Source organism: Pseudomonas sp. CHM02, from assembly GCF_000612585.1.
Taxonomy (GTDB): domain Bacteria; phylum Pseudomonadota; class Gammaproteobacteria; order Pseudomonadales; family Pseudomonadaceae; genus Aquipseudomonas.
The window spans coordinates 15709-38365 of sequence record NZ_JFCA01000031.1 but is presented as its reverse complement, the minus strand read 5'-3'; the positions used below and the strand labels follow the sequence as shown (position 1 = coordinate 38365).

The window sequence follows — 22657 nt, the reverse complement described above, 5'->3', positions numbered from 1 at the left end:
ATCGCCTCTTATCTGCAAACACAGGAAATGAGAGCAATTGCATGTTCTCTTATGAACATGTCGCGAATAGATAAGTGATAGTCGTAAATAAACCTGGAGCCGGCTTGCCGGCGATGGCGGTCCTTCAGGTTCATCTGTAGCAGCTGACCCACCGCTATCGCAGGCAAGCCAGCTCCCACATGGATTGCATTTCAGGTGTGTTATCGGGTTTGGACAACCACTTTACCAACCGCCTTACGCTGCCCCAGGTCATTGATCGCCTGGGCGGCTTGTTCCAGTGGATACACCTGCGACACCAGCGGCTTGAGCTTGCCTTCACCGTACCACGTGAACAATTGCTGGAAGTTCGCCGCATTGTCCTGTGGCTGGCGCTGGGCGAACGAGCCCCAGAACACCCCGACCACCGCCGCCCCCTTGAGCAGTGCCAGGTTCACCGGCAGTTCCGGAATGCGCCCGCTGGCAAACCCTACCACCAGCAAGCGACCGTTCCAGGCGATAGCCCGGATGGCCTGGTCAAACAGGTCGCCGCCCACCGGGTCGTAGATCACATCGGCACCGTTGCCATCGGTGAGGCGCTTGATCTCGTCTTTGAGGCTGGTTTCGCTGTAGTTGATCAATTCATCGGCGCCGGCGGCCTTGGCCACCGCGAGTTTGTCCGCACTGCTGGCGGCGGCGATCACCCGGGCGCCCATGGCCTTGCCGATTTCCACGGCGGCCAGGCCAACGCCACCGGAGGCGCCGAGCACCAGCAGGGTTTCGCCGGGTTGCAGGTTGGCGCGTTGTTTCAGCGCGTGCATCGAAGTGCCGTAAGTCATGCTGAACGCGGCGGCGGTGTTGAAGTCCATGCTCGGCGGGATCGGCAGCACGTTGTAGCTCGGCACCGCAACCTGTTCGGCAAAGCTGCCCCAGCCGGTCAGCGCCATGACCCGGTCACCGGCCTTCAGGTGGCTGACCTTTTCCCCCACTTCACTCACCACGCCTGCCGCTTCGCCACCCGGCGAGAACGGGAAGGGCGGCTTGAACTGGTACTTGCCCTCGATGATCAGCGTGTCCGGGAAATTGACCCCGGCGGCATGCACGTCCAGCAGGATTTCGTTCTTCTTGATCGCCGGGCTGGCGATCTCTTCCAGCACCAGGGTTTCGGCGGGGCCGAAGGCTTTGCACAGCACAGCTTTCATCGGACTATTCCTTTTGGCGTCGTGGCCGATAAGTGTAGGAGGCTACGCCCGTGGGTCAACGAGTATGCCCGGGCCTGATAAGCCGCCATAAGCTTGTGCTCTGCCTTGCTAGCGTTATGCTACCTGGCAACCGAATGTGAGGAATGAACTGTGAAAGCGTGGATCCTGTTGATGCTGGCCCTGACGTTGCCAATGGCAGCCCAGGCCGAAGAAGCCAAAGAAGGCGAGGCGCCGAAGGTCAGCTATATCAGCCTGAGCCCGCCGTTCGTGGGTAACTATGGCCTGGATGGTACGGCGAAACTCAAGGTGTTCAAGGCCGACATCGCCTTGCGCGTGACCGGGCCCGAAGCCGCCGCATTGGTCAAAGCCAACGATCCATTGATCCGCAACCAGCTGGTGGCGCTGTTCACCCAGCAGACCAACGAGGCCATGAGCACCGTTGAAGGCAAGGAAAAACTGCGCCAGGAAGCCCTGAAGCAGACCCAGCAAGTGATGAATGACGAGACGGGCAAGCCGGTGGTGGAAGACCTGTTGTTCAACAACCTGATCATCCAGTAAGCCACCTAAGTATTATGGGCCTGGCTTCTGTGGTGAGCGGGCTTGCCCCGCGCTGGGCGGCGAAGCCGCCCCAAAACCATACACCCCGGTGTGCCTGAAGAAGTGTGGTGAGTCTGATGGGGCTGCTGCGCAGCCCTGCGCGGGGCAAGCCGGCTCACCACAACAAGCCGGCTCCTGGCTTATGAGGCAAGGCTTTTACGGAACCTCGCCAACGCCACCGCAAAAAACAGCAACCCAATCCCCACCAGCGCCAGCAAGTCCGGCCACACCACGCTCATGCCCGCATCGCGGAACAGGATCGCCGCGCTCAAGCTCACAAAATGCGTCGACGGTGAGCCCTGCATCACCCACTGCAACCACTCAGGCATGCTGTCCAGCGGCGTGCTGCCGCCCGAGAGCAGCAGCATTGGGATGATCACCGGGATTGCCAGCAGGCCGAACTGCGGCGTCGAGCGGGCGAGGGTGGCGAGGAAGATGCCCAGCGCGGTGCTGGCAAACAGGTAGAGCGCCGTCACCAACAGAAACAAACTCAGCGACCCGGCCAACGGCACGTCGAGCAAACCTTTGACCACCACTTCCAGCGACAGCCAGGTGCACAGCACCACCACCAGCATGTTGCTCCAGATTTTCGCCAGCATGATCTCCAGTGCAGTCAGCGGCAGCACCAGCAGGTGGTCGAGGGTGCCGTGCTCGCGTTCGCGCAGCAGGGCGGTGCCGGTCAGGATAATGGCGAGAATGGTGATGTTGTTGACGATCTGGATCACCGCCAGGAACCAGCCGCCTTCCAGGTTGGTGTTGAACAGCGCTCGAGTGGTAAGCAGCGCGGGCGCCTGGCTGGCGACATCGGCTTGTCCGCTGTAGGTCAGCAGTTCGCGCTGGAAAATTCGCCCGATATAGCCCGCGCCCATGAACGCCTGGCTCATTGCCGTGGCATCCACATTCACCTGCACGCCCGGCTGGCGCCCCGCCAACAGGTCGGCCTGGAAATTCGCCGGCACATTGATCACGAAGGTGTATTCACCGCTGTCCATCACCTTGTCCAATTGGTCGTAGGCCAGCGGCGCCGGTGCCTGGAATTCGGGCGGTTGCAGCGCCTCGGCCATCTGGCGCGAGAGCGAGCTGTGATCTTCATCGACAAACGCGACGCTGGCGTTGTGCACGCCGATCACCGAACCGGCGGCGGGCATATAGATGGCGACGGTGAAGGCGTAGAACAGAAACAGCAGCAATACGCTGTCGTGTCGCAGGCTGGTCAGTTCCTTGATCCCCAGGCGCAGGATGTGCGCGAACTTATGCATCAGGCCTCCTGCTTCTTGAGCATGATCAGGCTCAGCCCGGTAAACCCGACGAAGAACCCGAACAGCGCCAGGCATTGTGGCCACAATTGGCGCAGGTCCAGGGCCTTGGTAAAGGTGCCCACGGCAATATCCAGGAAATGCCCGGCCGGAAACAGCATGCCCATCAAGGCCGCCGCACCTTCCAGCGACGAGCGTGGCACGATCAGCCCGGAGAACTGGATCGTCGGCAGGCTGGTGATGATCATGGTGCCGAGGATCGCTGCGATCTGCGTACGGGTGAACGCAGAAATCAGCAGGCCCATGCTGGTGGTCGCCAGCACATACAACAGGCCACCGAACGCCAGTGTGAGGGCGCTGCCCTTGAACGGCACGCCGAACAGCCAGCGGTTCATCGCCACCAATACCGCCAGGTTGACCAGGCTCACGGCCAGGTACGGCGCCTGTTTGCCGAGCAGGAACTCCAGGCGGGTCAGCGGCGTGGCGTAGAAGTTGGTGATCGAGCCCAGCTCCTTCTCGCGCACAATGCCGAGGGCGGTGAGCATCGCCGGGATGAACGCCAGGATCAGCGCCATCACGCCGGGGCCGATGGCGTTTACGCTGACCACGTCCTGGTTGTAGCGAAAGCGTGTTTCCAGCTTGGCGGCCGCCGGCTTGCCGTGTGGCAGGCTGCTCAGTTCGGCCAGTTGCGCGAGGTTGCCCTGGTGCACGGCCTCGACGTAGTTGCGGCTGGTTTCCGCGCGAAACGGCATGCCGCCATCGAGCCACGCGGCCACGGTGGGTTGGCGACCGGCATAGAGGTCGCGGCCAAAACCGGGCGGGATCTCCAGGGCCAGTTTTATTTCCGAACGTTGCAGTCGCCGGTGCAGTTCATTCGGGTCCTGAATGGGCGACTGCTCGGCGAAATAGCGTGAACTGCGGAAGGCCTCCAGGTAGGCGCGGCTTTGGGGTGTCTGGTCCTGGTCGTAGACCGCGAAGGCGAGGTTTTCCACATCCAGGGAAATGCCGTAGCCGAAGATCACCATCATGAACATCGCGCCCAGCAGCGCGAAGGCCATGCGCACTTTGTCGCGCAGCAGTTCCTTGCCTTCGCGGCTGGCCACGGCCAGCAGGCGAGCCAGGCTGAAACCGCGTTTGCTCACAGGCGGCGCGCTGGTTTCGCTGACGGTTGCGGTGGGTGCAGCGGGCTCGGCTTCGCCCTGGGCCTGTTCCAGGCAACTGACGAACGCGGCCTCCAGGGTATCGCCATGGAATTGCCGTTGCAGTGCGTCTGGCGTATCGCAGGCCAGCACCTTGCCCGCGTGCATCAGGGAGATGCGGTCGCAGCGCTGTGCTTCGTTCATGAAATGGGTGGACAGAAAGATGGTCACGCCTTGTTCGCGGGACAGCTCGATCAGCAACCGCCAGAAGTCATCTCGTGCGGCCGGGTCGACACCCGAGGTGGGCTCATCGAGGATCAGCACTTCCGGGCGATGCAGCACCGCCACGGCCAGTGACAAGCGCTGGCGCAGGCCGAGGGGCAGTTCGCCGGACGGCTGCTCGGCGACGCCTCCAAGGTCGAAGCGCTGGATCAGCTCATCGATGCGCGGGCCACTCTCGGCCTTGGGCAAGTCGAACAATTGCGCATGCAGCACCAGGTTCTGACGCACGCTGAGCTCGCCATACAGCGAAAAGCTTTGCGACATGAAGCCCACACGCTTGCGGGTGGCGAGGTCCTTGGCGTTCACCGGGTTGCCCAGCAGCGTGGCGCTGCCCTCAGTGGCCGGCATCAGTCCCGTGAGGACCTTCATGGTGGTGGTCTTGCCGCAACCATTGGAGCCGAGGAAACCGAAAATCTCGCCGCGGCCAATGGCGAAGCTGACCTTGTTCACGGCAGTGAAATCGCCGAAACGCAGGGTCAGGTCATGAGCTTCGATGGCGATATCGGCGTGGGCGCTTTCCCTCGGCGGGATCACCAGCGGCTGGTTGTCGTGGGCGCTGTCGCCCTGGAAGTGAGTGAACGCCTCGTCTAATTTGCCGCTGGATGTTGCGCCGGCCAGTTCACTGCTCAGGCCGTCCGCGATCAGCTTGCCGCGATCGAGCATCAGGCAGTGTTCGAACTGCTCGGCTTCTTCCATGTAGGCCGTGGCCACCAGCAGCGTCAGTTGCGGGCGTTCGCTGCGTACGCTTTCGACCAGTTCCCAGAAGCGCCGGCGTGACAGCGGGTCGACGCCGGTGGTGGGTTCGTCGAGGATCAACAGGTCCGGGTCGTGGATCAACGCGCAGCACAGTCCAAGCTTCTGTTTCATCCCACCGGACAGCTTGCCGGCCGGCCGATCGGCGAAGCGCGCGAGGTCGGTGGCCAGCAGCAGGTTGTGCATGCGCTGATCGCAATCGGCTTTCGACAGGCCGAACAACGTGGCAAAGAAACGGATGTTTTCGCTGATGGACAGCTCGGGGTACAGGTTGCCGCCCAGACCCTGGGGCATAAAGGCAATGCGCGGGTACAGGCTGTTGCGGTGGCGGCGGTCGTCGATGGCGCCGCCGAGCACCTGCAACTGGCCATCCTGGAGCTTTTTGACCCCGGCGATCAAACCCAGCAGGCTCGACTTGCCCGCGCCATCCGGGCCAATCAACCCGCAGCGTGTACCGGCCGGCAGGCTGAAGACGATGTCGACCAGTGCCTGCTGCTTGCCGTAGTGGTGGTTGATCCCCGTCGCCTGCAGCGCCAGGGCGGTCATTGCAGGTTGGCCGGCCAGTCAATGTCAGCCGTGCGCACATAGCCTGCGCCGGGCATGCCCGGTTTGGCTTGAGGCACGGCGCTGGGTTGGGTCAGGCGCAGTTTGACGCGGAACACCAGTTTCTGGCGTTCGTCGCGGGTTTCCACTTCCTTGGGCGTGAACTGGGATTTGGCGGCGACAAAACTGATCTTGGCCGGCAGTGGCTGGTCGGGCAGGGCGTCGAGCAGGATGCGCGCGTCGCTGCCGACGGTCAGGCGACCGGTGACGGAGGCGGGCAGGTAGAGGTTCATGTATTGATCATTGGGGTCAATCAACAGTAGTACACGGCCACCCGCGCCCAGCACTTCACCCGGCTCGGCCAGGCGCAATTGGATAATGCCGTCGATAGGCGCGCGCAGGCTGCTGTCGTCGATCTCGCTGGTGAGCTGGGCCACCTGGGCCTCGGCGGCGCCGATGGCGGCCTTCACGGAGTTGACCTGGGCTTGCGCGGCAATCACAGCGGCATTGCCGGTATTTTGCCGTGCCTGCTGCTGGTCAATCAGTTGGCTGCTGGCGAAGCCACGCTTGTACAGCTCCTGGGTGCGCTTGAGTTCCTGGTTGGCCAACAGTTGTTCGCTCTGGCGCAGTTGCACGTTGGCTTCGGCGGCGGCGAAGTTTTCCTTGGCACGCAGCACCTCGGCTTCGGCCTGGGCGCGCTGGGCTTCGAGGGTGCGGGTGTCCATGCGTGCGAGCAGTTGGCCCTTGAGCACCTTGTCGCCTTCGTCCACGCGCACTTCGGCCAGGCGGCCGGGGATCTTCGCGGCAATCTGCACTTCGGTGGATTCCAGGCGGCCGTTGCCCATGCTCAGGCCTTCGGGCAGGCGGTCCTGGGTGGAACGCCAGTAACCGAAAGCGCCGGCGCCCAGTAACAGGACGATGAGTGCGACGGCGAAAAGGCGGGAGGTGTGGTGGTTCGTAGACATGGCTGCTTCCTGCGGCATTAGCGTCCTAGTTTGAACGGTTTGCCCCGGCGGGGCCTTGATACCGGTCAGTTAAAGCAAATTGAGCACGGCAGCCCATTGCTCTGGCGTGACGGCCATCACCGATAGCCGGCTGCCTTTTTGCACCAGGGGCAGCTCGGCAAGGGCAGTCTGCTGCTTCAGGTAGCCAAGGCCGAGCACCTTGGGGAAGGTCTGCACGTGCGCCACATTGATCGCACTCCACGGGTTTTTCTCCGGGGTGGCCTTGGCGTCGAAGTAATGGCTTTCTGGTTCGAGCGCGGTAGGGTCCGGGTAGGCCGCCTCGACGATTTTTCCGATGCCGGCAATACCCGGCTCCGGGCAACTGGAGTGATAGAAGAAAAACGTGTCACCTACCGCCATGGCGCGCAGGAAGTTGCGCGCCTGGTAGTTGCGCACCCCATCCCAGCGGGCTTCGCCGAGCTTTTCCAGGCCTTTGATGGAGAGTTCGTCGGGCTCGGATTTCATCAGCCAATAGGCCATTTTTGGGCTCCTGAAAAAGGGCGTGGGCAAGTTGTCTGGCAATTTGATGACAAACCGACAGTCGGTTGACGCCAAGGTTTGCGTGTTGGTTCACGTTACCGCAGAATGCCGGCTTTTAAAGCTTGACGCAGCTGCAACGGACTACTTTGGAACGTTGTTGTCATCGTGTACGAGGTGCCTGAAGGGGGGCAATCGATGCAACGTAAACCGGATTTACTATGGATTTTGGTGATTTTGTTTGGTCTGGGCGTCGTGACCACCGGGTATGCGCAAAGCTTGTGGTCGAACAAGACCGATGCTCCCGTTGAACTCGCTCAGCAGCAGCCACAACCGTTCAAGCGCTGACCCTTCTTCAAGGCGCCGCTGACTCCAGTGGCGTCTTCGCAATATACCAATGCTTATCGGTGACGGTGCCCGCCAACGGCACATCCCAGCTTGCCTGTGCCAAGCGTTCTACCTTCTGACATTCATGGGCCAGGCCCAGCAGCGTCGGCTTGCGCCAGCTCTGACGACGCGCCAGGTAAGCCAGGCTGCGATCGTAGAACCCACCGCCCATGCCCAGGCGGCCCCCGGCATCATCGAACCCCACCAATGGCAGCAGCACCAGGTCCAGCGCCCAGACCTTGCGTTGTCGGCTGATATTCACCCGTGGTTCCAGGATGCGAAAGCGATTGGGCAGCAGCTTTTCCCCAGGCCTTACGCGCTGGAACACCATCTTGGTCCGCGGCCACGCGCTGAGCACCGGCAGGTAGGTGGCCTTGCCCCGGCGCTGAGCCGCGCGCAGCAGCAGGCGCGGATCGATTTCACCGTCCGTCGGTAGATACAAAGAGATATGTTTGGCCCGGCGAAACAGCGGGTGCTGTGCCAGTTGCCGATACAGGCCTTGGGCGGCCTTGCGCTGTTCGCTCGGCGTGAGGGCGCGGCGTGCTTTGCGCAACATGCGTCGAAGTTGCGGACGGGAAAGCGGCGCAGGTTCGGTCATGGTTTGGGCTCATAAAACAATGCCAGTCCGAGGACTGGCATTGAGTTTGGGAATTCAGGCTCCCCGACAGAGCCGCTGTCGACTTAGCCCTTGAACCCGAAAGTTCAAGGTGGAAGATGCAGTAGGCTTTAAGGCTTTCCGTCTAGCGGACATGCACACCAGCCCAACGTGCAACTTCCAGGGTAGTGCGAATCGGCTCAGGGACATCGCCGACTGGCAAACACGCCAGGGAGTCGGGCGAGTATACCTTAAACGGTCGCGGCAATCAGCCCTTGGGTGCGTCTGAGTCGCTGGAAAGCACCAGATCAACGCGTTCCAGCAGGTCACGCACCTGCTCACGCGTCGAGCCGCTGGCCTGCACGTCAGGGCGTTCCTGCTTATGCAGCAAATCGTGGGTGATATTCAGTGCGGCCATCACGGCGATGCGATCGGCGCCGATCACTTTGCCACTGCTGCGGATCTCACGCATCTTGCCATCCAGGTAGCGTGCGGCGCTCACCAGGTTGCTGCGCTCTTCCTGGGGACAGATGATCGAATATTCTTTATCGAGGATCTGCACGGTGACGCTATTGCTTGAACTCATGAGTCTTGCTCCAGGGCCTTCAGGCGCGAAATCATCGATTCGACCTTACGCCGGGCGATTTCGTTTTTTTCAATGAGGTGAGCGCGTTCCTCGCGCCAGGTCTTTTCCTGAGCTAATAGGAGTCCGTTTTGACTCTTAAGTTGCTCGACCCGAGTAATTAGCAGTTCGAGTCTGGCCATCAGCGCTTGCAGGTCGGTGTCTTCCATTGGGTTCCACTGGATTTGTCTGATGAATGGCAACTGCAGGATAAACGATCTGACGCCCTTGATAGTCTTGGTACGTCTGCCGGTGCTAGGATACAGCGCTCCATTCTAGACATTGCGCCGTCTGGCGCCTAGCTCACCATGCCCATTCAGAACTCCCCGTACGATGCTTTTTCCAAACTGCTGAGCGCCAGCGGCCATCCTTGCTCGCCTGCCGAACTGCACGGCGTGCTATTGGGCCGCAGCTGCACCGGCGTTGGCTTTGATGCCGACAACTGGCTGGCCGATGTGGCCGAGCTGCTGGAAACCGAACCGACCGAGAACGTGCGTAACGCGCTGATCGGCCTGCAAGAAATGGTCAAGGGCGAGTTGACCGGTGACGACGTCACCGTGGTCCTGCTGCTGCCGACCGACGATGCGCCGCTCACCGAGCGCGCCGCCGCCCTGGGCCAATGGTGCCAAGGTTTCCTCCACGGTTTCGGCGTCAACGCCGGCGGCCTGGAACTGAGCACAGACGCCCAGGAAGTGTTGCAGGATCTGGCGGCCATCTCTCAGGTGCAAGATGCCCTGGAAGAGTCCGAAGATGGCGAAAGCGACTATATGGAAGTGATGGAATACCTGCGCGTCGCGCCGCTGCTGCTGTTCACCGAGACCAAGAAGTCCGCTGAGCCTGCAGCCCCCAAGCCGTCGCTGCACTAAGAAAGGAAGCCTATCTGCCCATGATCCATATCCCCAGAGCGGAATACACCCGACGCCGCAAGGCGCTCATGGCGCAGATGGAACCCAACAGCATCGCGATCCTGCCGGCCGCCGCCGTGGCGATCCGCAACCGTGATGTCGAACATGTATACCGCCAGGACAGCGACTTCCAGTACCTGAGCGGCTTCCCCGAACCGGAAGCGGTGATCGTGCTGATGCCTGGCCGCCAGCATGGCGAGTACGTGCTGTTCTGCCGCGAGCGCAATGCCGAACGCGAACTGTGGGACGGCTTGCGCGCCGGCACCGAAGGCGCGATCCGTGACTTTGGCGCCGACGATGCTTTCCCCATCACCGATATCGACGACATCTTGCCCGGCCTCATCGAAGGCCGCGACCGGGTGTATTCGGCCATGGGCAGCAACGCTGAATTCGACCGGCACCTGATGGAGTGGATCAACGTGATCCGCTCCAAAGCGCACCTGGGCGCCCAGCCGCCGAACGAATTCGTTGCCCTGGATCATCTGCTCCACGACATGCGCCTGTATAAATCGGCGGCAGAAGTGAAGGTGATGCGCGAGGCCGCGCGCATCTCCTGCGCGGCCCACGTGAAGGCGATGCAGGCCAGCCGTGCGGGCTTGCACGAGTTCAGCCTGGAAGCCGAGCTGGATTATGAGTTCCGCAAGGGCGGCGCGAAGATGCCGGCCTATGGTTCCATCGTCGCCGCCGGGCGCAACAGCTGCATCCTGCATTACCAGCAGAATGACGCAGTGCTCAAGGACGGCGACCTGGTGCTGATCGACGCCGGCTGCGAGATCGACTGCTACGCCAGCGACATCACGCGCACCTGGCCGGTGAATGGCCGGTTTTCGCCGGAACAGAAGGCGATCTACGAGATCGTGCTGGCCTCCCAGGAAGCCGCTTTTGCCGAAATCGCGCCGAACAAACACTGGAACCAGGCCCACGAGGCGACGGTGCAAGTGATTACCGCCGGGCTGGTAAAGCTTGGTTTGTTGCAGGGTGACGTCGACGAGTTGATCGCCAGCGAGGCGTATAAAGCCTTCTACATGCACCGCGCCGGCCATTGGCTGGGCATGGATGTGCATGATGTGGGCGAGTACAAAGTGGGCGGTGAATGGCGTGTGCTGGAAGTCGGCATGGCGTTGACCGTGGAGCCGGGGATCTACATCTCGCCGGACAACCAGAACGTGGCAAAGAAATGGCGTGGCATTGGCGTACGCATCGAGGACGACGTGGTAGTGACCAAGCAAGGCTGTGAAATCCTGACCGGCGGCGTGCCCAAGACCGTCGCCGACATCGAAGCGTTGATGGCGGCTGCCCGATGAGCCGGGTCAACCTGGCGATCATCGGTGGCGGCCTGGTGGGCGCCAGCCTGGCGCTGGCATTGCAGGCCGGGGCCAAGGCGCGTGGCTGGAAGATCGTATTGATCGAACCCTTCGCACCGGGTGACAGCTACCAGCCGAGCTACGATGCGCGTTCTTCGGCGCTGTCCTTCGGCGCCCGGCAGATCTATCAGCGCCTGGGCATCTGGCAGGATATTTCCCGTCGCGCCGAGCCGATCAAGCAGATCCACGTGTCGGACCGCGGGCGTTTTTCCACCGCACGCCTGTCTGCCATGGAGGAGGGCGTGCCGGCCCTCGGTTACGTAGTGGAAAACGCCTGGCTGGGCCAATGCCTGTGGCAAGGCCTGGACAAAGACGTGGTCAGCTGGCGTTGCCCGGCGGAAGTCACGCGCATGGAGCCGCTGCCCGATGGCTATCGCCTGACCCTCAACGATGAAACCGTGCTGGAGTGCGACCTCGCCGTACTGGCCGATGGTGGTCGCTCCGGACTGCGCGAACAGCTGGGCATCGGCGTGAAAACCCGCCCGTACAACCAGAGCGCGCTGATCGCCAACATCACCCCGAGCGAATCCCATAATGGCGAAGCGTTCGAGCGCTTCACCGATGAAGGCCCGATGGCCCTGTTGCCACTGCCGGACAACCGCTGCGCGTTGGTCTGGACCCGCATCGGCATGGATGCGCAGCGCCTGGCCAACCTCGACGAACGCAGCTTCTTGAGTGAGTTGCAGGGCGTGTTCGGCTACCGCCTGGGCACCCTCAAGCAGGTTGGGGCGCGTCACCTGTATCCGTTGACACTGGTGGAAGCCGAGGAACAAGTGCGCTCCCACCTGGCGGTCCTCGGCAACGCCGCCCACAGCCTGCATCCGATTGCCGGGCAAGGCTTCAACCTATCCCTGCGCGATGCAAATGCCTTGGCCGAGGCCTTGCTGGCCGGGCCGCACGTGCCGGGTGACCTGGCAACCTTGCAGGGCTATCGCGAGCGTCAGCGCCTGGACCAGAAACTCACCGTGGGCTTCTCCGACCAGGTCACGCGCCTGTTTGGCAGCGCGCAGCCGCTGGTCGCGCTGGGCCGTAACATGGGCCTGCTGGGCCTGGACCTGTTGCCACCGGCCAAGCGCTGGTTCGCCCGTCAGGCCATGGGCCTGGGCACGCGTCCCGATGCGTAAGTGGTTGATCGAGCGCCTGGGCAAGGCGCGGTTGTTGCGTTGGTTCATGACTCTGTATCCGCCCTACCTGGGCGCGGGGGTCAGCGTGCGGTACATGAGCGCCGATTTTCGTCAGGTCAAAGTGCGCATGGGCCTGGGCTGGTACAACCGCAACTATGTCGGCACGCAATTCGGCGGCAGCCTGTATTCGATGGTTGATCCGTTCTACATGCTGATGCTGATGGAGAACCTGGGCCGCGACTACATCGTGTGGGACAAGGCCGCGAGCATCGACTTTATCTCGCCGGGCAAAGGCCCGGTGTATGCCGAATTTTCCATCGACGAGGCCTTGCTGGACGAGATCCGTCGACACACCGAAGGTGGCGAGAAGTACCTGCCCCACCTCAAGGTGCAGATTCATGACGGCTCCGGCACCCTGGTGGCGCGGGTCGACAAAACCCTTTACGTGCGGCGCAAGCCGCCAGTGAGACAGGCTTAAAGCATGGACATGCGCGCAGATGTGCTGATTGTCGGGGCCGGAATGGTCGGAAGCGCCCTGGCGCTGGCGTTGCAGGGCAGTGGTCTGCAGGTGCTGCTGCTCGACGGCAGCCCGCTGAGCGTCAAGCCGTTCGACCGCGACGCGGCCTTCGAGCCACGGGTGAGCGCCTTGTCGGCTGCCAGCCAGCGCATTCTCGAGCGCCTGGGCGTGTGGGACGGCATTGTCTCGCGGCGCGCCAGTCCTTACGGTGAGATGCAGGTGTGGGACGGCAGCGGCACCGGGCAGATCCACTTCTCGGCGGCCAGCGTGCATGCCGAGGTGCTTGGGCATATCGTCGAGAACCGCGTGGTCCAGGATGCCTTGCTCGACCGTCTGCACGACTGCGACCTGGGCCTGCTGGCCAATGCACGCCTGGAACAGATGCGCCGCTCTGGTGATGACTGGCTGCTGACGTTGGCCGATGGCCGCAAGCTGCGCGCGCCGCTGGTGGTGGCCGCCGATGGCGCCAACTCCGCCGTGCGCCGGCTGACCGGCACCGCGACCCGCGAATGGGATTACTTGCATAACGCCATCGTTACCAGCGTGCGCAGCAGCCAGCCGCACCAGCGCACGGCGTGGCAACGCTTTACCGATACCGGCCCGCTGGCGTTCCTGCCGCTGGAGCGGGATGGGCAGGAGGATTGGTGTTCGATCGTCTGGTCGACCACGCCGGCCGAGTCCGAGCGCCTGATGGCGCTGGATGATGAACGTTTCTGCGGTGAACTGGAGCGCGCCTTTGAAGGGCGGCTCGGCAACGTTATCAGCGCCGACCCACGCGTGTGTGTCCCATTGCGTCAGCGTCACGCCAAGCGCTATGTGGCTGAAGGCCTGGCGTTGATCGGCGACGCGGCCCACGTCATCCACCCGTTGGCGGGGCAGGGTGTGAACCTGGGTTTCCTCGATGCGGCGGTGCTGGCCGAAGTGCTGTTGGCGGCCACCGAGCGTGGCGAGCGCCTGGCGGATGTGAAAGTGCTGAGCCGTTATGAGCGTCGGCGCATGCCGCACAACCTGGCGTTGATGGCGGCGATGGAGGGTTTCGAACGCCTGTTCCAGGCCGATCAACTGCCGCTGCGCTGGTTGCGCAATGCCGGGCTGAAGCTGGTCGACCAGATGCCGGAAGCCAAGGCCGTGTTCGTACGCCAGGCTCTAGGACTGACCGGTGATCTCCCGGACCTTGCGAAACCCTGACATTGAAATACGATCCCTGTGGGAGCTGGGCTTGTCCGCGATGAGGCTATAAGCCGCACTGCAAATCCCGGTCATGCAACATCTGGTAACGCCTCCACCAAGCGCTACCAAATGTGAGTCCTTATCATTTGCCCTCTTTTTGCAAATGAGAGACCGCCCCCATGTTGGCATCCAAGCGCCTACTGACTGCTCTGGCATTCACCCTGATCGGCAGCACCACCGTGCAGGCTGCCGACGAAGTGGTGGTCTACTCCTCGCGCATCGACGAACTGATCAAGCCGGTGTTCGACGCCTACACCAAGAAGACCGGCGTGCAGGTGAAGTTCATCACCGACAAGGAAGCCCCGCTGATGCAGCGCATCAAGGCCGAGGGCGAAAACGCCACCGCCGACCTGCTGCTCACCGTTGACGCCGGCAACCTCTGGCAAGCCGAGCAAATGGGCATCCTGCAACCGTTCACCTCCGCAGTGATCGACAAGAACATTCCCCTGCAATATCGCTCATCGGCACATGCCTGGACCGGTTTGAGCCTGCGCGCGCGGACCATCGCCTATTCCACCGACCGGGTAAAACCGGCTGACCTCACCACTTACGAAGCCCTGGCCGACAAACAGTGGGAAGGCCGCTTGTGCCTGCGTACAGCGAAAAAGGTCTACAACCAGTCGCTGACCGCTACCCTGATCGAAACCCACGGTGCGGCCAAGGCCGAGGAAATCGTCAAGGGTTGGGTCAACAACCTCTCTACCGATGTGTTCTCCGATGACATCGCCGTGCTCGAAGCCATCAACGCCGGGCAGTGCGACGTGGGGATCGTCAATACCTATTATTACGGTCGCCTGCACAAGCAGAAGCCAGACCTGGCGGTGAAGCTGTTCTGGCCGAACCAGGGCGACCGTGGCGTGCATGTGAACCTGTCGGGCATCGGCCTGACCAAGCACGCGCCGCACCCGGAAGCGGCCAAGGCACTGGTGGAGTGGATGACCACGCCTGAGGCGCAGAAGATCTTCGCCGATGTGAACCAGGAATTCCCGGCCAACCCGGCAGTACCGCCGTCGGCCGAAGTGGCGACCTGGGGCAAGTTCGTGGCAGACACCTTGCCGGTGGAAGTGGCGGGCAAGCGCCAGGCCGAGGCGATTCGGTTGATGGATCGGGCTGGCTGGAACTGACACACTACTGGTCAAAATGTGTGAGGGGGCTTGCTGTGGTGAGCGGACTTGCTGTGGTGAGTGGGTTTGCTGTGGTGAGCGGGCTTGCCCCGCGCTGGGCTGCGCAGCAGCCCCAATGGTTCTGCGGTGAACCCGTCGGGGGGCAAGCCCCCTCACCACAGCAAGCCCGCTCCCATATTGGTTAGCGACGCCTTGAAAGTCTTTATTATTCTGAGAGCTTCTCCTTGGCCCACCCCGCCCAACGCCGCTGGTACCTGCCGGTCTTCACCGTCGCCGCCTTGGTGCTGCTGCCGCTGAGCGTGCTGTTGCTGTCCTGGCAAAGCATCGACAACCAGATCTGGTCGCACCTCTGGGAAACCCAGATGCCGCGCCTGCTGGGTAACACCCTCACCCTGGTATTGGGTGTCGGTGTTGGCGTAACCGTGCTGGGTGTCAGCCTGGCCTGGCTGACCAGCCTGTGCGAATTCCCTGGCCGGCGCTGGCTCGACTGGGCACTGATGCTGCCCTTCGCCATCCCGGCCTATGTGCTGGCGTTCGTGTTTGTGGGCCTGCTGGACTTTTCCGGCCCGGTGCAAACCCTGCTGCGCGAATGGTTCGGCACCGGGCTGCGTCTGCCACGGGTGCGCTCCACCAGCGGTGTGATCATTGTCCTGGTGCTGGTGTTCTACCCCTACGTCTACTTGCTGGCGCGCACTGCATTCCTGGCCCAGGGCAAAGGGCTGATGGAAGCGGCGCGGGTGCTTGGGCAATCGCCATGGCGGGCGTTCTGGCACGTGGCCTTGCCCATGGCCCGGCCGGCGATTGGTGCCGGGGTCGCGCTGGCGTTGATGGAAACCCTGGCGGATTTCGGTGCGGTTTCGGTGTTCAACTTCGACACGTTCACCACCGCCATCTACAAGACCTGGTACGGCTTTTTCAGCCTTTCCAGCGCCGCGCAGTTGGCCAGCCTGTTGCTGCTGGTGGTGATGCTGGTGCTGTATGGCGAGCGTCGCGCCCGGGGCGCCAGCCGACCGAGCAATGAGCGCCCGCGGGGCAAGGCGCTGTACCACCTGCGCGGGTTCAAGGCGGCAGCGGCCAGTAGCTGGTGTGTGTTGGTGTTCGCCTGCGCCTTTGTCATCCCGATGCTGCAACTGGTCGCCTGGTTCTGGCAGCGCGGGCGCTTCGACCTGGATGAGCGTTATTCCGGCCTGATCATCCACACCTTGTACCTGGGCGGCATTGCCGCCTTGATCACGGTCAGCGTGGCGTTGGTGCTGGCGTTCGCCAACCGGTTGGCACCGACACGGGCGATCCGCTCCGGCATCAGCCTGGCCAATGTCGGCTATGCCCTGCCGGGTTCAGTGCTGGCAGTGTCGATCATGTTGGCGTTCAGCTACCTGGACCGTGAACTGGTGGTGCCGCTGTCCGGCTGGCTCGGTGGTGCGGGCAAGCCGTTGCTGTTGGGCAGCCTGTCGGCTCTGGTGCTGGCGTACTTGGTGCGTTTCCTGGCGGTGGCCCATGGGCCGCTGGAAAACAGCCTGGCGCGCATCCGCCCCTCCTTGCCGGAAGCTGCACGCAGTCTGGGTGTGAGTGGCCCACGACTGTTTTGCAAAGTGTATCTGCCGTTATTGCTGCCGGGGACCTTGAGCGCAGCGCTGCTGGTGTTCGTCGATGTGCTCAAGGAAATGCCGGCTACCCTGCTGATGCGCCCATTCGGTTGGGACACCCTGGCGGTGCGGATCTTTGAAATGACCAGCGAAGGCGAGTGGGCGCGGGCTTCTTTGCCGGCGTTGACCCTGGTTCTGGTGGGGCTCTTGCCCGTGATCGGGCTGATTCGACGCTCTGCCCGACAAATCGGTTAGGTGCCAGTCCTACGGCTTGCGGCTACAATGCGCGGCATTCGGTGCGGTCCGTCTTTCGGATCGAGTCGCTGGACGTGGCTGCAGGCCTTGTAATTCAAGGTGCCCGGCACGAACAGCGACGCTGCGCACCTTCGCCAAGCCCGGAAGGAGAAACCCATGGGACAGCGTACGCCTCTGTATGACCTGCATCTCGCCCTCGGCGCGAAAATGGTCGATTTTGGCGGTTGGGATATGCCTTTGCACTACGGCTCGCAAGTTGAAGAGCACCATCAGGTGCGACGTGACTGCGGGGTGTTCGATGTATCTCATATGACCGTGATCGATGTCACCGGCCCCCAGGCCAAGGAATGGCTCCAGCACCTGCTGGCCAATGATGTCGAACGTCTGCACGGCTGCGGCCGTGCGTTGTACAGCGCCATGCTCAACGAAAAGGGCGGCGTGGTGGACGACATGATTGTCTACCGCACTGAGGCGGCTTATCGGCTGGTGGTCAATGCCGCCACCCGCGATCAAGACATGGCCTGGATGCAGGCGCAACTGGGCAACTATCAGGTGCAACTGCATGAACGGCCCAAGTTGGCCATGCTCGCCATTCAAGGTCCCCACGCCCGGCAGAAGATTGCCGAGCTGGTCACCCAGTCTCGCGGCACCCTGATTCACCAGCTCAAGCCCTTTGAAGGCCAGGCCGATGGCGATTGGTTCATCGCGCGCACGGGTTACACCGGCGAAGATGGCCTGGAGATTGTCTTGCCGGCCGATCAGGCCCCGGGCTTTTTCAACGACCTGGTGGGTGCTGGCATTTCACCCATCGGCCTCGGCGCCCGCGATACCCTGCGCCTGGAGGCTGGCATGAACCTGTACGGCCAGGATATCCACCAGGATGTTTCGCCCTTGGCGTCGAACATGGCCTGGAGCATCGCCTGGGAGCCCGCCGAGCGTAATTTTATTGGCCGCGCCGCGCTGGAAGCGGAAAAAGCCGCCGGCGTGCAGTTCAAGCTGGTCGGGCTGGTACTCGAAGAACGCGGGGTTTTACGCGCTCATCAGGTGGTTCGTATCGCCAATATTGGCGAAGGGGAGATCACCAGTGGTAGTTTCTCTCCTACGCTGAGCAAATCCATTGCCCTGGCGCGTGTACCGATGGCAACCGCCGATCGGGCCGAAGTGGAAATCCGCGGTAAGTGGTACCCGGTTCGAGTGGTCAAACCGACCTTCGTGCGCCATGGTAAAACCTTGATCTAACCTATTTCCGGCAGGCCGAAGGCCGCTGACATTTCTTCTTGAGGACACAGACTATGAGCGATATCCCTGCCGACCTGCGTTTTGCCGAAAGCCACGAATGGGCGCGCCTGGAAGCTGACGGCACCGTGACCGTCGGTATTTCCGACCATGCTCAGGAAGCGTTGGGTGATGTGGTGTTTGTTGAGCTGACTGAAGTGGGCAACGTATTTGCCGCGGCGGACCAGGCGGGTGTGGTTGAGTCGGTGAAAGCCGCTTCGGATATCTATTCGCCGATTGCTGGCGAAGTCATCGCGGTGAACGAAGCCTTGAGCGGCGAACCAGAGCTGCTGAACTCCGACCCTTACGGCGCGTGGATCTTCAAGCTCAAGCCAAGCAACCCGGCTGACCTGGAAAACCTGCTGGATGCTGCCGGCTACAAAGCCGCCATCGGCGAGTAAACGCCAAAGCTGGAACGGAAACAATGTGGGAGCTGGCTTGCCTGCGATGCGGGCACCTCGGTGTATCAGTGATATCCAGGTGATGCAATCGCAGGCAAGCCAGCTCCCACAGTCGATTGTGGTTAGCGGGCTTTCAGGACCGCTTTGACCGCGGCCACCGACCGCTCCACATCCGCCTCTGTCATCGCCGTGAACATCGGCAACGACACGATCAAACGTCCAACTCTCTCCGCCACCGGGAACATGCCTTCCTTGAACCCCTGTGCCCGATAAAGGCTCAGCAGGTGGATCGGCGGGTAGTGATAGCCAATGCCGACGCCGTGGGCCTGCATCTGCTCCATGAAGGTGGCGCGGGCGGGCAGGCCGTCCTGGCGCTCCGGCAACACCAGCTGGAACAGGTGCCAGTTGCTGTTTTCGAAGTCGTCCGGCGGCAGTTGCGCGCCGTATTGCGCTTCAAAGTCACTGCCAAAACATTTGAAGTAGTGCCGCGCCAGGTTCTGGCGATGAGCGGTGATCTTCTCGATATGGGCAAATTGCCCCAGGCCAATGGCGGCGGCGATGTCGGTCATGTTGAATTTGCCGCCCAGCACATCCACGTCCAAGCCGTCGAAACCGGTACGCGTAACGCCTTGCAGGCGATATTTTTCTGCCAGCCGCGCTTCTTCTGCGTTGTTCAAGACCAGGCAACCGCCCTCGGAAGAGGTGATGTTCTTGTTGGCCTGGAAGCTGAACGAGACAAAATCCCCCGTGGCGCCGATACGCTCGCCATCCCAGCTGGAACCCAGCGCCTGGGCAGCGTCCTCGACGATGCGCAGGTTGTACTTGTTCGCCAGTGCATACAGCATCGGCATATCCAGTGGCAGGCCGGCCAGGTAAACCGGGATGATCGCCTTGGTGCGCGGGGTAATCGCGGCTTCCACCTGAGCCAGGTCGATGTTGCGGGTGATCGGGTCGATATCGGCAAACACCGGCGTGGCGCCGACTTCCAGGATCACGTTGGCCGTGGCCACCCAGGAGATCGGTGTGGTGATGACCTCATCGCCCGGCCCGATGCCGGCAATGCGCAAGGCAATCTCCATGGTGCAGGTCCCCGAGTTGAAGGTGCGCACCGGCCGGCCGCCAAAGTATTCCGACAACTGAGCTTCGAATGCCTGCACTTTCGGCCCGCTGGTGATCCAGCCTGAGCGCAGTACATCGCCGACCGCCGAGATGGTGGCTTCATCAATGGTGGGTTTGGAGAACGGCAGGAAGGGCTGTTGGCTCATGACGACGAAGGCATCCGTTTCAGATTGGCGATGAGTAGGCGAGGTATCAGTACCGGCATGGTTGCACGGCTTGACTGAATATAGCCTGTCGTCTGTGAATGAATCGTCACCGACCGGGCAAAAAAATGCCGCTTCAACAGCGGCATTCTCTACCGGGCTTTAGAAGGTGTAGCGCGCTTCCAGGAACACATTTTGTTCCTTGAGTTTGCCCTTGAGCTGCTCATCCCGCGCGTTCACCCGGTTTGCGAAGGTGTTGTAGCCGGTTTCAATATCGCCCATGGCGATGTAACGATAACCAGCCCCCAGTGTGATTTGCTCACTGACCTTGGCTTCCAGCCCCATGCCTACACTGTAGGCAAAGTTGTGTTGGCGATTATTGGCAAAGCGACGGGTCTCGTTGGTTTGATAGCCTTCGGCTTCAATGCGAGCGACACCCACACCGGCCATACCGTAAAACGACAACCACTGGTTTATAGGGATGTCTTTATAGCCATTGAGCATCAAGCGTTGGCTCTGGACATGCAGGCTGTTGACGTTGGCATTGAAGGGGGCCCAGTAGGATTTGAATGTCGAGTTGTTCGGCATTGTGTATTCCCCCTCCATGCGCCAGCCATTCTCAAAGGCATAACCAGCGGCGAAAGAGGCCACGAATGACTTGCTGCTATCCGGCGCGTCCACCCGTTCAGTCACGCGAGGGCTGGTGAGCAGTGAGCTGGAGAGGTTCTGGCGAGCGTTGTTGAATTTGGCTGATCCGTACCAGCTTTCTGCCTGGGCGTAGGCGGTAGCAAAGACAGAGAGCAGCAGTGCGTAGGCAATCTTGTGCATGGGCAGTGATTCGCTTTATTTAAAAAGGAATCTTTAGCTTGTTGCCTGGCAGGATGAGGCTCGACAGGACTTATCTTTAGTCAGCTGTGAAAGCAGGAATGCTTACGTAGTGCTCAGCCGCGATGACCGTAGGAATTGAAGACAAAAAAATGCCGCTGTTTAAAGCGGCATTTTTTATCCGGCCCGAGTTATTCGGTAACTGCGTTTTTCGCCAGGATGGCGTTGGCCAATTCCATGTCCGTGGCCTGCAGGCCAGGGTTGTCGGCGCGGACTTTCTGCATCGCAGCTTCCAGGTATGGGCCACGGATGCCGCCGTCGCTGGCAACGAAGCTGCCGGCGTCGTCTTGTGCGGCGACCACCAGCTTGTGGTCCTTGAAGGTCAGGTACGTCGAGCCGGTAGTGGCGCCCGACGAGATGACATTGCGCCAGAAGCTGTCGGCCATGGCTGAACCGACAGGTAAGGAAAGCACAGCAAGGGTTGCGACAGCATATTTGAGACGCATGATGGGTGACTCCGGGTGGGTTATCTGTACTTTATGATTGTAGTTAGCTCAGCCGAGTTCCATCGCTGACTAAACAGTTTCAACCTTCAAAATCACGCCTTCCTGGCCAACCACCCGTACTTGAGCGCCTACAGGGCTATCCGGGCCGGTCACCATCCACACGCCATCGCCGACCTTTACCTTGCCGCGGCCCTCCACAATCGCCTGGTGCACCACGAAGGTGCGGCCGATCAGCTCAGAGCCACGCTCGTTCAGCCTCGGTTGGTCACTGGCCTTGGCGCTGCTGCGCTGGCGCTTCCACCAGTACACCGCCGTCAGGATCGACAGCACGGCAAACAGCAGGAGTTGCCATTCCAACCCCAGGGGCGGCACCAGAAACTTGATCACGCCCACGGCAGCCGCTGCGATACCCATCCACAGCAGGTAACCGCCGGCGCCAAATACCTCAAGAATCAACAGCACGGTGCCCAGTGCCAGCCAATCCCAGAACGACAGATGCTGCAGGAAATCCCACATGGCGCTGGCCTCAGCCTTTCTTGTTGTCGAACGTCGCCTTGACGATCTCGCCGATACCGCCGACCGCGCCGATCACCTGGCTGGCCTCCAGCGGCATCAGGATCACCTTGCTGTTGTTGGCCGAGGCCAGCTTGCCCAGGGCGTCGATGTATTTCTGCGCGACGAAATAGTTGACCGCCTGCACGTTGCCCGACGCAATTGCTTCCGACACGACCTGTGTAGCGCGGGCTTCTGCTTCGGCCTGACGCTCACGGGCTTCCGACTCAAGGAACGCCGCCTGCCGGCTACCTTCGGCCTCAAGGATCTGTGCCTGTTTCTTGCCTTCGGCCGTCAGGATCGCCGAGGCACGCAGGCCTTCGGCTTCGAGGATTTGCGCGCGCTTGATCCGTTCGGCTTTCATCTGGCCGGACATGGCGGCCATCAGGTCGGCGGGTGGGCTGATGTCCTTGATCTCGATACGGGTGATCTTGATGCCCCACGGCGCGGTGGCTTCGTCCACGGTTTTCAGGAGTTTTTCGTTGATGCCGTCGCGCTGGCTGAGCATCGCATCCAGCTCCATGGAGCCAAGCACGGTACGGATGTTGGTTTGCAGCAGGTTGCGGATGGCATGTTCGAGGTTGTTGACCTCATAGGCGGCCTGGGCAGTGTTGACCACCTGGAAGAAGCACACGGCGTCGATCTGCACGGTGGCGTTGTCGGCGGTGATGACTTCCTGGGGCGGGATATCCAGCACACTTTCCATCACGTTGATCTTGCGACCGATGCGGTCCATGACCGGGATGATGATGTTCAGGCCAGGCTTGAGGGTGTTGGTGTAGCGGCCGAAACGTTCGACCGTCCATTGGTAACCCTGGGGGACGACCTTGAAGCCCATGAACAGGATGGCGATGGCCAAGCCCACGAAAAGAAGCAGTACGGTTCCGATCTGCATAGC

The 22657-nt window shown here is 61.6% G+C and carries 24 protein-coding genes and 1 other RNA gene; 11 read left to right on the top strand and 14 right to left on the bottom strand.

The features are described from left to right. Positions 1 to 200: 200 nt before the first annotated feature. Positions 201 to 1178 (bottom strand): NADPH:quinone oxidoreductase family protein, encoded by a 978-nt coding sequence (locus BM70_RS0118795; protein WP_025857407.1) that lies wholly within the window; start codon positions 1176 to 1178, stop codon positions 201 to 203. A gap of 150 nt (positions 1179 to 1328) precedes the next feature. Between BM70_RS0118795 and BM70_RS0118790 the strand changes: the two genes are divergently transcribed. Continuing rightward, the gene (locus tag BM70_RS0118790) at positions 1329 to 1736 is read left to right on the top strand and encodes a flagellar basal body-associated protein FliL (RefSeq protein ID WP_025857406.1); all 408 of its coding nucleotides are present in this window, start codon (positions 1329 to 1331) and stop codon (positions 1734 to 1736) included. 179 nt (positions 1737 to 1915) lie between these two features. On the opposite strand, the gene BM70_RS0118785 is transcribed toward BM70_RS0118790, so the two are convergent. The 4 genes from BM70_RS0118785 to BM70_RS0118770 form a co-directional block, all read right to left on the bottom strand. Beyond that, positions 1916 to 3034 carry an ABC transporter permease gene (locus tag BM70_RS0118785; protein WP_025857405.1) on the bottom strand — a complete coding sequence of 373 codons (1119 nt, stop codon included), beginning with the start codon at positions 3032 to 3034 and terminating at the stop codon, positions 1916 to 1918. Continuing rightward, a complete protein-coding gene (rbbA, locus tag BM70_RS0118780) occupies positions 3034 to 5751 on the bottom strand; it encodes a ribosome-associated ATPase/putative transporter RbbA (protein WP_025857404.1) in 2718 nt (905 codons plus the stop codon). Before rbbA ends, BM70_RS0118785 begins: the two co-directional genes overlap by 1 nt. Further along, complete coding sequence (locus tag BM70_RS0118775; protein WP_025857403.1) at positions 5748 to 6713, bottom strand: HlyD family secretion protein; 966 nt, start codon at positions 6711 to 6713, stop codon at positions 5748 to 5750. Before BM70_RS0118775 ends, rbbA begins: the two co-directional genes overlap by 4 nt. 69 nt (positions 6714 to 6782) lie before the next feature. Further along, positions 6783 to 7232 (bottom strand): EVE domain-containing protein, encoded by a 450-nt coding sequence (locus BM70_RS0118770; protein WP_025857402.1) that lies wholly within the window; start codon positions 7230 to 7232, stop codon positions 6783 to 6785. Positions 7233 to 7427: 195 nt separating this feature from the next. Between BM70_RS0118770 and BM70_RS33355 the strand changes: the two genes are divergently transcribed. Next, on the top strand, positions 7428 to 7577 hold the full coding sequence (locus tag BM70_RS33355; RefSeq protein WP_010207387.1) for a hypothetical protein: 150 nt from the start codon (positions 7428 to 7430) through the stop codon (positions 7575 to 7577). Positions 7578 to 7584: 7 nt separating this feature from the next. Here the strand turns inward: BM70_RS33355 and BM70_RS0118760 are convergent, their stop codons facing one another. The 4 genes from BM70_RS0118760 to BM70_RS0118750 form a co-directional block, all read right to left on the bottom strand. Continuing rightward, a complete protein-coding gene (locus BM70_RS0118760; RefSeq protein ID WP_025857401.1) occupies positions 7585 to 8214 on the bottom strand; it encodes a 5-formyltetrahydrofolate cyclo-ligase in 630 nt (209 codons plus the stop codon). Between the two features lie 56 nt (positions 8215 to 8270). Continuing rightward, positions 8271 to 8449: non-coding RNA, 6S RNA (gene ssrS / locus BM70_RS32525), on the bottom strand. Between the two features lie 30 nt (positions 8450 to 8479). Then, entirely contained in the window at positions 8480 to 8797 is a 318-nt protein-coding gene (locus BM70_RS0118755) for a cell division protein ZapA (RefSeq protein ID WP_010207385.1), read from the bottom strand. After that, positions 8794 to 9003, bottom strand: a complete 210-nt coding sequence (locus BM70_RS0118750; protein ID WP_007982902.1) for a TIGR02449 family protein — start codon at positions 9001 to 9003, stop codon at positions 8794 to 8796. The genes BM70_RS0118755 and BM70_RS0118750 overlap by 4 nt, the downstream gene beginning before the upstream one ends. 138 nt (positions 9004 to 9141) lie before the next feature. On the opposite strand from BM70_RS0118750, the gene BM70_RS0118745 reads away from it, so the two are divergent. The 9 genes from BM70_RS0118745 (at position 9142) to gcvH (ending at position 18614) form a co-directional block, all read left to right on the top strand. Further along, a complete protein-coding gene (locus BM70_RS0118745) occupies positions 9142 to 9699 on the top strand; it encodes a YecA family protein (protein WP_025857400.1) in 558 nt (185 codons plus the stop codon). A 20-nt stretch (positions 9700 to 9719) separates the two neighbouring features. Next, complete coding sequence (gene pepP, locus BM70_RS0118740) at positions 9720 to 11042, top strand: Xaa-Pro aminopeptidase (protein WP_025857399.1); 1323 nt, start codon at positions 9720 to 9722, stop codon at positions 11040 to 11042. Then, positions 11039 to 12226 carry a 2-octaprenyl-6-methoxyphenyl hydroxylase gene (ubiH, locus tag BM70_RS0118735; RefSeq protein WP_025857398.1) on the top strand — a complete coding sequence of 396 codons (1188 nt, stop codon included), beginning with the start codon at positions 11039 to 11041 and terminating at the stop codon, positions 12224 to 12226. The genes pepP and ubiH overlap by 4 nt, the downstream gene beginning before the upstream one ends. After that, complete coding sequence (locus BM70_RS0118730) at positions 12219 to 12704, top strand: DUF4442 domain-containing protein (protein ID WP_025857396.1); 486 nt, start codon at positions 12219 to 12221, stop codon at positions 12702 to 12704. The genes ubiH and BM70_RS0118730 overlap by 8 nt, the downstream gene beginning before the upstream one ends. A 9-nt stretch (positions 12705 to 12713) precedes the next feature. After that, a complete protein-coding gene (locus BM70_RS0118725) occupies positions 12714 to 13931 on the top strand; it encodes a 2-octaprenyl-3-methyl-6-methoxy-1,4-benzoquinol hydroxylase (RefSeq protein ID WP_177326566.1) in 1218 nt (405 codons plus the stop codon). A 161-nt stretch (positions 13932 to 14092) separates the two neighbouring features. Further along, entirely contained in the window at positions 14093 to 15097 is a 1005-nt protein-coding gene (locus BM70_RS0118720) for an extracellular solute-binding protein (protein WP_025857394.1), read from the top strand. 224 nt (positions 15098 to 15321) lie between these two features. Beyond that, the gene (locus BM70_RS0118715) at positions 15322 to 16938 is read left to right on the top strand and encodes an iron ABC transporter permease (RefSeq protein WP_025857393.1); all 1617 of its coding nucleotides are present in this window, start codon (positions 15322 to 15324) and stop codon (positions 16936 to 16938) included. Positions 16939 to 17094: 156 nt separating this feature from the next. Then, positions 17095 to 18177 carry a glycine cleavage system aminomethyltransferase GcvT gene (gene gcvT / locus BM70_RS0118710; RefSeq protein WP_025857392.1) on the top strand — a complete coding sequence of 361 codons (1083 nt, stop codon included), beginning with the start codon at positions 17095 to 17097 and terminating at the stop codon, positions 18175 to 18177. A gap of 53 nt (positions 18178 to 18230) precedes the next feature. Further along, positions 18231 to 18614 (top strand): glycine cleavage system protein GcvH, encoded by a 384-nt coding sequence (gene gcvH / locus BM70_RS0118705; protein ID WP_025857391.1) that lies wholly within the window; start codon positions 18231 to 18233, stop codon positions 18612 to 18614. A gap of 122 nt (positions 18615 to 18736) precedes the next feature. On the opposite strand, the gene BM70_RS0118700 is transcribed toward gcvH, so the two are convergent. The 5 genes from BM70_RS0118700 to BM70_RS0118680 all read right to left on the bottom strand — a co-directional run bounded on the left by BM70_RS0118700 (position 18737) and on the right by BM70_RS0118680 (position 22654). Further along, complete coding sequence (locus tag BM70_RS0118700; RefSeq protein ID WP_025857390.1) at positions 18737 to 19879, bottom strand: DegT/DnrJ/EryC1/StrS aminotransferase family protein; 1143 nt, start codon at positions 19877 to 19879, stop codon at positions 18737 to 18739. 159 nt (positions 19880 to 20038) lie between these two features. After that, positions 20039 to 20704: an outer membrane protein gene (locus tag BM70_RS0118695; RefSeq protein WP_025857389.1), complete on the bottom strand. Its 666-nt coding sequence runs from the start codon at positions 20702 to 20704 to the stop codon at positions 20039 to 20041. Positions 20705 to 20892: 188 nt separating this feature from the next. Next, complete coding sequence (locus tag BM70_RS0118690; RefSeq protein ID WP_003176799.1) at positions 20893 to 21207, bottom strand: DUF2388 domain-containing protein; 315 nt, start codon at positions 21205 to 21207, stop codon at positions 20893 to 20895. Positions 21208 to 21276: 69 nt separating this feature from the next. Continuing rightward, entirely contained in the window at positions 21277 to 21723 is a 447-nt protein-coding gene (locus BM70_RS0118685) for an NfeD family protein (protein WP_025857388.1), read from the bottom strand. A 10-nt stretch (positions 21724 to 21733) separates the two neighbouring features. After that, positions 21734 to 22654: an SPFH domain-containing protein gene (locus BM70_RS0118680; protein WP_010207363.1), complete on the bottom strand. Its 921-nt coding sequence runs from the start codon at positions 22652 to 22654 to the stop codon at positions 21734 to 21736. Between the last annotated feature and the right edge of the window lie 3 nt (positions 22655 to 22657).

Excerpts from the sequence above, each read along its gene's own strand:
- BM70_RS0118795 (WP_025857407.1), bottom strand. The coding sequence starts at position 1,178 with ATGAAAGCTGTGCTGTGCAAAGCCTTCGGCCCCGCCGAAACCCTGGTG.
- BM70_RS0118785 (WP_025857405.1), bottom strand. The coding sequence starts at position 3,034 with ATGCATAAGTTCGCGCACATCCTGCGCCTGGGGATCAAGGAACTGACC.
- rbbA (WP_025857404.1), bottom strand. The coding sequence starts at position 5,751 with ATGACCGCCCTGGCGCTGCAGGCGACGGGGATCAACCACCACTACGGC.
- BM70_RS0118775 (WP_025857403.1), bottom strand. The coding sequence starts at position 6,713 with ATGTCTACGAACCACCACACCTCCCGCCTTTTCGCCGTCGCACTCATC.
- BM70_RS0118770 (WP_025857402.1), bottom strand. The coding sequence starts at position 7,232 with ATGGCCTATTGGCTGATGAAATCCGAGCCCGACGAACTCTCCATCAAA.
- BM70_RS33355 (WP_010207387.1), top strand. The coding sequence starts at position 7,428 with ATGCAACGTAAACCGGATTTACTATGGATTTTGGTGATTTTGTTTGGT.
- BM70_RS0118760 (WP_025857401.1), bottom strand. The coding sequence starts at position 8,214 with ATGACCGAACCTGCGCCGCTTTCCCGTCCGCAACTTCGACGCATGTTG.
- BM70_RS0118755 (WP_010207385.1), bottom strand. The coding sequence starts at position 8,797 with ATGAGTTCAAGCAATAGCGTCACCGTGCAGATCCTCGATAAAGAATAT.
- BM70_RS0118750 (WP_007982902.1), bottom strand. The coding sequence starts at position 9,003 with ATGGAAGACACCGACCTGCAAGCGCTGATGGCCAGACTCGAACTGCTA.
- BM70_RS0118745 (WP_025857400.1), top strand. The coding sequence starts at position 9,142 with ATGCCCATTCAGAACTCCCCGTACGATGCTTTTTCCAAACTGCTGAGC.
- pepP (WP_025857399.1), top strand. The coding sequence starts at position 9,720 with ATGATCCATATCCCCAGAGCGGAATACACCCGACGCCGCAAGGCGCTC.
- ubiH (WP_025857398.1), top strand. The coding sequence starts at position 11,039 with ATGAGCCGGGTCAACCTGGCGATCATCGGTGGCGGCCTGGTGGGCGCC.
- BM70_RS0118730 (WP_025857396.1), top strand. The coding sequence starts at position 12,219 with ATGCGTAAGTGGTTGATCGAGCGCCTGGGCAAGGCGCGGTTGTTGCGT.
- BM70_RS0118725 (WP_177326566.1), top strand. The coding sequence starts at position 12,714 with ATGCGCGCAGATGTGCTGATTGTCGGGGCCGGAATGGTCGGAAGCGCC.
- BM70_RS0118720 (WP_025857394.1), top strand. The coding sequence starts at position 14,093 with ATGTTGGCATCCAAGCGCCTACTGACTGCTCTGGCATTCACCCTGATC.
- gcvT (WP_025857392.1), top strand. The coding sequence starts at position 17,095 with ATGGGACAGCGTACGCCTCTGTATGACCTGCATCTCGCCCTCGGCGCG.
- gcvH (WP_025857391.1), top strand. The coding sequence starts at position 18,231 with ATGAGCGATATCCCTGCCGACCTGCGTTTTGCCGAAAGCCACGAATGG.
- BM70_RS0118700 (WP_025857390.1), bottom strand. The coding sequence starts at position 19,879 with ATGAGCCAACAGCCCTTCCTGCCGTTCTCCAAACCCACCATTGATGAA.
- BM70_RS0118695 (WP_025857389.1), bottom strand. The coding sequence starts at position 20,704 with ATGCACAAGATTGCCTACGCACTGCTGCTCTCTGTCTTTGCTACCGCC.
- BM70_RS0118690 (WP_003176799.1), bottom strand. The coding sequence starts at position 21,207 with ATGCGTCTCAAATATGCTGTCGCAACCCTTGCTGTGCTTTCCTTACCT.
- BM70_RS0118685 (WP_025857388.1), bottom strand. The coding sequence starts at position 21,723 with ATGTGGGATTTCCTGCAGCATCTGTCGTTCTGGGATTGGCTGGCACTG.
- BM70_RS0118680 (WP_010207363.1), bottom strand. The coding sequence starts at position 22,654 with ATGCAGATCGGAACCGTACTGCTTCTTTTCGTGGGCTTGGCCATCGCC.